7 protein-coding genes and 2 pseudogenes are annotated in these 7,309 nt (G+C 73.0%); 5 read left to right on the top strand and 4 right to left on the bottom strand.

What is annotated here, in order from left to right; translation table 11 throughout:
* Positions 1-2,703, bottom strand: a pseudogene (locus tag ACFQ3T_RS32640) (hypothetical protein); the annotation flags it as partial.
* A gap of 258 nt (positions 2,704-2,961) precedes the next feature.
* Between ACFQ3T_RS32640 and ACFQ3T_RS32635 the strand changes: the two are divergent.
* The 5 genes from ACFQ3T_RS32635 to ACFQ3T_RS32615 all read left to right on the top strand — a co-directional run bounded on the left by ACFQ3T_RS32635 (position 2,962) and on the right by ACFQ3T_RS32615 (position 5,059).
* Positions 2,962-3,363 carry a MarR family winged helix-turn-helix transcriptional regulator gene (locus ACFQ3T_RS32635; RefSeq protein ID WP_380729327.1) on the top strand — a complete coding sequence of 134 codons (402 nt, stop codon included), beginning with the start codon at positions 2,962-2,964 and terminating at the stop codon, positions 3,361-3,363.
* Positions 3,364-3,457: 94 nt separating this feature from the next.
* Positions 3,458-3,970 (top strand): hypothetical protein, encoded by a 513-nt coding sequence (locus ACFQ3T_RS32630; RefSeq protein ID WP_380729325.1) that lies wholly within the window; start codon positions 3,458-3,460, stop codon positions 3,968-3,970.
* Positions 3,967-4,236 (top strand): DUF3817 domain-containing protein, encoded by a 270-nt coding sequence (locus ACFQ3T_RS32625; RefSeq protein ID WP_380729323.1) that lies wholly within the window; start codon positions 3,967-3,969, stop codon positions 4,234-4,236. Before ACFQ3T_RS32630 ends, ACFQ3T_RS32625 begins: the two co-directional genes overlap by 4 nt.
* A complete protein-coding gene (locus ACFQ3T_RS32620) occupies positions 4,233-4,460 on the top strand; it encodes a hypothetical protein (protein ID WP_380729321.1) in 228 nt (75 codons plus the stop codon). The genes ACFQ3T_RS32625 and ACFQ3T_RS32620 overlap by 4 nt, the downstream gene beginning before the upstream one ends.
* Positions 4,457-5,059: a DJ-1/PfpI family protein gene (locus ACFQ3T_RS32615; protein WP_380729320.1), complete on the top strand. Its 603-nt coding sequence runs from the start codon at positions 4,457-4,459 to the stop codon at positions 5,057-5,059. The genes ACFQ3T_RS32620 and ACFQ3T_RS32615 overlap by 4 nt, the downstream gene beginning before the upstream one ends.
* A 23-nt stretch (positions 5,060-5,082) precedes the next feature.
* Here ACFQ3T_RS32615 and ACFQ3T_RS32610 read toward each other — a convergent pair whose 3' ends face one another.
* The 3 genes and pseudogenes from ACFQ3T_RS32610 to ACFQ3T_RS32600 all read right to left on the bottom strand — a co-directional run.
* Positions 5,083-6,195 carry a sugar ABC transporter substrate-binding protein gene (locus ACFQ3T_RS32610; protein WP_380729318.1) on the bottom strand — a complete coding sequence of 371 codons (1,113 nt, stop codon included), beginning with the start codon at positions 6,193-6,195 and terminating at the stop codon, positions 5,083-5,085.
* A gap of 524 nt (positions 6,196-6,719) precedes the next feature.
* Positions 6,720-7,010, bottom strand: a complete 291-nt coding sequence (locus tag ACFQ3T_RS32605; RefSeq protein WP_380729316.1) for a transcriptional regulator — start codon at positions 7,008-7,010, stop codon at positions 6,720-6,722.
* Positions 7,011-7,107: 97 nt separating this feature from the next.
* A pseudogene (locus tag ACFQ3T_RS32600) lies at positions 7,108-7,309 on the bottom strand (hypothetical protein); the annotation flags it as partial.

The raw sequence follows: 7,309 nt of genomic DNA, 5'->3' as shown, positions 1-7,309 counted from the left end.
CGGCTCCGGCGCGTGCCGGGCAGGCGCGCTGTCCGGCGCGTGGCGCGGGGACGGCGTCTGCGCGTCCGGGTGACGCTGGGGCGGCGGGCCGTCGAAGGGCCGGTTCGGGGCGTGCGGGGACGACGGCTGGTGCGGCACGTTGGGGTGCGACGTCGGCGCCGGTCCCCGGCTCTGCGGGCCGGTGTTGGGCTGGTTGCTGTTGGGCTGGTTTGTGTGGGGCGCGTTGGTGTGCGGCTGGTTGCTGTGCGGTGCGCCGCCGGGTGCCGGGTTGCCGTGGGGCGTGCCGCTGTGTGGCGGGTTGGCGTGCGACGGACCCGTGTTGCCGGGGCCGTGGTGGGGCGGGTTCCCGTGAGGCGGACCCGCCTGCGACGGGCTCGTGTGCGAAGGCCCGCTGTGCGGCGGCGTGTTGTGCGCCGGCCCGTTGTGACCGGGACCGGCGTTGGACGGCCCGTTGTTGCCCGGCCCGTTGTGCGAAGGGCTCGTGTTGCCGGGCGCGTTGTGCGGGGGACCGCTGTGGGTCGGCCCGGTGTGGGTTGGCCCGCCGTGGGTCGGACCGCTGTGCGGCGGGCCGCTCTGTGTGGGGCCGGGGCCGCTGTGCGGGCGCGTGTTGGCGGGGCCGGTGTTGGACGGCCCGTTGTGCGAGGGACCGGTGTGCGTGGGACCGGCGTGCGGCGGGCCACCGTGGGTCGGTCCGGAGTGGACAGGGCCGTTGCCGGGGCTCGTGTGGGACGGCCCCGGACCCACGTGCGGCGAACCGCCGTGGGGCGTGCCGCTCGGCGACGGGCCGGCGTGGGAAGGACCGTGAGCACTCGGCGCGGTGTGGGACGGGCCAGTGTTGCCGGGTCCGCTGTGCGTGGGGCCGTACGAGGACGGCCGGGGACCTTCCGGACCTCGGGCCGCCGGGATGGCGGAGCCGACATCGCCCCGGCTCCCGGGCGTTCCGGTCCAGCCGCCGCCGGAGCCGGGACGTGCACCGCCACCACCGGGCGCACCACCGCCCGGCGCACCACCAGGAGCACCTCCGGGCGTGCCACCGGCGGGCATGCCGCCGGGCGGAGGCGTGCCGCCAGGGTTGGGCTGACCGCCCTGGGGACCGGTGGTCGGGCCGCCGGTCTGGGGCTGGTCGGGCCGCACGGGAGCGTCGGCCGTGGCCGCGGTCGACGCGGAGGTCTGGTCGAACCGCGCCGGAGGCGGTGCGGAGTTTCCGCCACCGCCACCAGTGCCACCGCCACCAGTGCCACCGCCACCAGTGCCACCGCCGGCGCCACCACCAGTGCCGCCGCCACCTGAACCGCCACCGCCGCCCGTACCTCCGGGCGAACCGCCACCGCCCGGACCACCGGCACCGCCACCGGCACCCGTGCCACCACCACTGATGGAGGAGCTGGGCACGTTCCCGCCGGGTGCGGGCTGTCCGGGGGGTCCGCCTCGGTGGTCACCGCCGGGGTAGTTGCCGCCGGGCGCGGGCTGTCCCGGACCGCCGCGGTAGTCGCCGGCCGGCCCGCCGCGGGGTTCGCCCATCGGACCGTTGCCGCCGGGGTTCGGTCCCCCGCGGGGCGAGTCGCCGTCAGACCCGCTGCTCGGGTCGCGCCCCGGCCTCGACGAGCCGGTCGGGGCGTCGCCCCCGCGCGGCGAGTCCGCGGTCGGCGCGGTGGTGGTGCTCGACGTGCTCGTCGTGTCGGTCGGCCGGGTCGAGGACGGTGTGTCGGAGTCGCCACCCGAAGACGAACCGGAATCCGAGCCGGAGCCGGAATCCGAACCGGAGCCGGAGGCAGAGCCGGAGTCCGAACCCGAGGACGAGTCGCCGCCGCGCGTCGAGCCGGACGGCACGTCCACGTCGGTGTTGCCCGTCTGGAGGAAGCCGCCCCGCTTGATGTTCTTGGGGTCCAGGACGTCGAGGCCGGTGGCCTTGCCCGCGAGCTTCCCGACGACCTTCATGATCTTCTCGAAGACCTCGACCAGACGCTTCAGCATCGGCGAGACCTTCTTGATGGTGTTCAGCAGGTCCTGGATGATCTTCGCGATCTTCGCGGCCCACTTGGAGATCGCCGTCACGGCCTGCGCGACGATCACCGGCGTCCCGAAGCCGAGCGTGAACGCGGCCTCCAGCACCCACGCGATGAGCTTGCCGACCAGGTCCGCGATGAGGTCGCGCACCATCTCGCGCACGAACGCGACGACCATGCCCATCAGCCCGACGACGGTGCCGACGGTCCCGGCGGCGGAGGCGGCGCCGCTCAGGGCGTCACCGTGGACCTTCGAGTTGGTGTGGTACGCCTCGGCCGCCGCGCCGGTCCACCCCTCGGTGCCGGACTTGATCGCCGCGTTGTAGTCCTCGGCGATCTTTCCCAGCTCGGTGGCCACGTTGTTCCACGTCGTGGAGTACGACTCGATCACGGGCGGGTTGCCGGCCAGCCAGTCGAGCATGTCCTTCAACGGCTGCACGTGTTCCATCAGGAACGACGCGGCGGAGGACAGCAGGGTGCCGAACGGGTCGATGGCCATCGCGGCGGCGTCGGCGGCGAGACCCACCAGGCCGAGGCCGCCCTCGATCCAGTTGCCGTCCTTGATGCCGTTGTACGTGTCCATCGCGGACTCGGCGATGGAGATGCCGGTCGCCCAACCGTTGTCGCCGGTGCCCGCGTTGATGAACCCGCCCGGCTCGGCGGGCGGCGCGGCGACCAGTGGGTTCTCGCCCGCCATCAGGCACCCGCCCCGGTGCTGGCGACGACCGACCCGTGTTCGACCGGCACAACGGACACGGCGACACCTCCCCTGACTTCGCCCTGCCTACGCAGATGATGACGCATTGGAGTCCTGCTCGGTTCCGGAACATCTCATCCGCGTGTCGGAGGACAGGCGGCGGCCCTCTCGGCGGGCGGCCGTTCGTCGTCCACGGGGCGCGGGACGATGCGGGAGACTGTGGCCGTGACCGACCGGAACGACCGCCCACGTCCACCTGTGACCAGCACGTCCATCGTCGTCCTCGCGTTGGCGCGCAGGATCGAGAACGAGCTGGGCGCGGCGCTGGCCCCGCTGGACCTGACGGTGGGCAGGCTGGGGCTCCTCGGTCACATCGCGGGTGTGCCGGGGGTGTCGTTCAGCGAGCTGGCGCGGATGTCGGGCACCACCGTGCAGTCCGTGCACGGGGCGGTGAAGGCGCTGGTCGGCGCCGGCCTGGTCCGCGACCTCAACGCCCGCCCCGGCTCGGCGTCGACGATCGAGCTCACGCCGGAGGGCACCCGTCTCCTCGACCAGGCACGGCAGGCCATCGCCGAGGTGGACGAGCGGTTGTTCGGCGAGGCGGCCGACCCGGTCCAGCAGCGGCTCGGCGCGGCCGTGCGGGCGGCGTTCCTCTCCTGATCGACCACTGACCGACCACTGATGATCGACCACTGACCTTCAAGGTGCCTGAAGCTTACGCTAAGCTTCAGGCACCTTGAAGGTTGGAGTCCTCATGAACCACTTGTTGCTGTCGATCCACGTGGTCGCCGGCATCGTGTTCGTCGGCGGTTCGGCCGTCGCCGCGAGCCTCTTCCCCCGGTACGCGCCACTGCTCACGGGTGGAGGTGAGCCGGTGCGCGCGGTCGCCGGGATGGCCGGGGACCGCCCGAACGCCGCCACCGACGTGAAGGCGTCGCGCGAACGGAGCCGCGCCGTCGCTGTCGCTCTGCACCGCGTCACGGGCGGTTATGCGTTGCTCGGCCTGGTCGTGCCGGTGGTGGGCATCGCGTTGGCGGTCGTGCAGGACCGGATGGGCGAAATCTGGATCACGTTGGCGATGGTCCTCACCGCCGCGGCCGGACTGCTGCTCGCCACGCAGATCCACCCCCGGCAGCGCGACGCGCTCGACCGTCCCGACGACGGCCGCAAGCTGCGCACGCTCGCCGCGATCACCGGCGTCTACAACCTGGTGTGGACGGCGGTCGTCGTGCTCATGATCGTCCGGCCGGGCTCGGTGGCGGCGTGAACGCGGTGAGCACCGTGACCGGGCTCCGGGTCGCCGCCGCCGTCGAGGCGCTGTCGATCACCGTGCTGCTGGCCAACCTGGCGACCGTCCACTGGGAACAGATCACCTCCGTCGCCGGCCCGCTGCACGGCATGGCCTACGTCACCGTCATCGCCCTGGCGTTCACACAGTCGTCGCCGGACGTCCGGTGGCGGGCGTTCCTGCCGGGCGTGGGCGGTGTGCTCGCCCTGCGCCGACTGCGGGCGCCGTCCACGCGGAAGAGTTGACCGGAATGGACCTCTACGGCAACCTGCCGTTCCCCGCCACCGGGCTCGCCGAGGCCGCGACGGGCTTCCCTCGCGGCATCGAGGCGCCCGCCATCGTCAACCACAGCACGCGCTCCTACCTGTACGGCCGGTCGCGGCCGACCTGGGAGCAGCTGATGGCGCGGGAACCGAGCCTGCACGACTACGACGATTCGCACGACGCGAACCCGGAGGGACGATCATGACGACGTACGGGCTGCTGGTCTTCGACGACGTCGAAGAACTCGACTTCGTGGGGCCGTGGGAGGTCTTCACCACCTCCGCGAAGCTCCGCGACGACGCGGACACGGCGCTGCTGCTCGCCGAGCGCCTGGACCCGGTCCGGTGCGCCAAGGGCCTGCGCGTCCTGCCCGACCGGACCCTGGCCGACCACCCGCCGCTGGACGTGCTGCTCATCCCCGGCGGCCGGGGCGCGCGCGTCGCGCAGCCGCGCAACCCCGTCGTCACCGGCTGGATCGCCGGGACGGCGGCGACGGCCTCGTGGGTCGTCAGCGTGTGCACCGGAGCGTTCCTGCTGCACGCCGCCGGTCCGGGCCGCGGCCGCCGGGTGGCGACCCACCGGGACTACGAGGACGCGTTGGCGGAGAAGGGTGACGTGACGGTCGTCCGCGACGCCCGGTACGTCGTGGACGGCAACGTCGTCACCAGCCAGGGCGTCTCGGCCGGCATCGACAGCGCCCTGTGGCTCGTGGGCGCCCTGCACGGCCGCGACCACGCCCGGCGGGTCCGCCGCGAGATCCAGTACGACCCCGCCCCGCCGTACCTCGCGGACGAACCGGTCTGATCGCCGCGGGAGCCGCCCGCCGGTCACCCCACCAGGATCTCCAGTTCGGCGCACGCCGGGGCGGTGTCGCCCGCGCACAGCTCGGCCGGCTTGACCACGTTCTCCGAGACCGCCAGCCGGCGGACGTTGTCGCGGGTGACCAGGTCCGCGCCCAGCAGCACCGACTTCACGTCCCGCCGGGACACGTTGTCGCGGGTGTTGCCGGTGGCCAGGTCGTCGGCGCCGCTCAGGTCGCCCTTGGCGACGGCGGCGGCCAGGCGCGCGGCGGCCTCGGCCTCGTCGCGGATCGGCTTGTAGACCGTCATGCACTGGTCGCCGCGCAGGATGGCGCGCAGGCCGTCGAGGGTGGCGTCCTGGCCCGTCACCGGCACCCGACCCGCCGCGAGGCCACGCGCCTTGAGCACGTCGATCGCCGCGCCCGCCAGGCCGTCGTTGGCGGCGACCACGCCGTCCACCCGGCCGCCGTTCGCGTCGAGCATCCGCGTGAACGCGGCCTTGCCCGCGGCGACGTCCCACTTGTCCACCGCGTGGCTCTCGACCAGCTTCAACGCGCCCCGGTCGTACAGGGGGCCGAGCTTGCGGCGCTGGCCGTCGGCGAACAGCGTGGCGTTGTTGTCCGCGGGGGAGCCCTGGAGTTCGATGATCTGCGCGCCGGGCTTGTCGCCCAGGCACTTCAGCAGTCCCTCGGCCTGCAGTTCGCCGACGTCGAGGTTGTCGAACGAGACGTAGTAGTCGGCGTGGCCGCCCATGCTGATCCGGTCGTAGTTGATGACCGGGATGCCGGCGGCCTTCGCCTTCGCCTCGACGGCCGCGCCGCCCACCGCGCTCAGCGGGGTGGTCACCAGGACGTCGACCCGCCGCCGGATCAGGTCGTCGGCGACGCTCGCGAACCTGGCCTCGTCGTTGTCGGCGTGCTCGATCACCGGCTCGACGCCCGCGAACCGCAGCGCCTGGCCGAGCTTCGGGCTGTCCTGCTCCACCCACCGGGAGGACGCCTCGTCGTCGGGCAGGATCACGCCGACCACGGGTTTGGCGGCGGCCTCGCCGGAGCCGTCGGCCGGGGTTCCGCCGTGATCACCGCACGCCGTGACGGTCAACGTGACGAGCAGGGCGGAGAGCGCTCTCCGACGACGCATGACGAACTCCCGGTCTTCTACCGCGAAAGGGGAAGGACGGGATTTCAACGCTTTGCCGACCCCACGTCAAGGGGTCGCACAATTCGCGTTCGCGCCGTGACCCATCGCGGTGAAACGGCTCGTGAAAAACCGCAACCGCCGAGGTCAGCGGCGGTGGACCGGGAATTCCGGTCCACTCGTCGGGAATGATGTCAATTCGGCTGGACCGGGAATCCCGAACACGGCAGAACGGGTCGTTGGCGAGAACTGTCAACGGGTGGCGAGCAACCGGGTGTGCGGCGAACGGCGCAGCCGCGCGGCCGTCGGGGTGGCTGCAACCGTCTTGCCTTGCATCGCAAAGTTGCGGACGGCGTGGCTCGTCCGCCGCTCTCCGCCCGGAGGACCCGTTCCGATTGGAGCACCCCATGACCGCCCGCACCTCAACGCCGCGCCTGCGTCGTACCGCCCGCCGCTCGTGGACGTGCGCGCGCCCAACGGCTACTGACGGCCGGACGTGGGGCGCCCGCCCGGAGCGGGCGTCCACGTCACGCGGGCGGCGCGGGCAGGTCGGCCAACCGGCGCAGGCTGTCGATCTCGCTGCGGAACGCGCGGCGGCCCGCGTCGGTGATGGTGACCGTCGTGCGCCGCCGCCCGCTCTCGGTGCGCGTGGTCGTCACGTAACCCGCGTCGACCAGCACGTCCAAGTGGCGCTTGAGGTTGCCGTCGGTGAGTTCGAGCAACTGCTTGAGGTAGGGGAACTCGGCGGAGTCAGCGGCGTGCAGGACCGCGAGGATGCCGAGCCGAACCCGCTGGTGGACCACGTCGTCGAGTTCCACCGACGGATGGCGCTCCGAAGCGACCACGTGATCCCCCTCTGGTGACCGGGCGGCGTCCACGGTAACGCAAGCGCACCGCCGTCGAGGTCGTGAACCGTCAGGCTCCCGGCACGACCGGGCCGCCGGTCCTCGGCCTGCGCCACCACATCGCGGCGATGATCAGCCAGGAGCCGATCACGAGGTCCGTCCACGCCATCGGGGTGCCGAGGGCCGCCGCGACGGCCACCGCGCCGGCGATGCCCGCGGCCACGACGTGCAGGCCGTGGTCGAGCCACGCGTGCCCGGCGACGACCGCGCCC

The sequence above is a fragment of the Saccharothrix hoggarensis genome, from assembly GCF_042678885.1.
In the GTDB taxonomy this organism is placed as follows: domain Bacteria; phylum Actinomycetota; class Actinomycetes; order Mycobacteriales; family Pseudonocardiaceae; genus Actinosynnema; species Actinosynnema hoggarensis.
The sequence above is the reverse complement of the archived record's forward strand: the minus strand, read 5'-3'. Positions and strand labels throughout refer to the sequence as shown.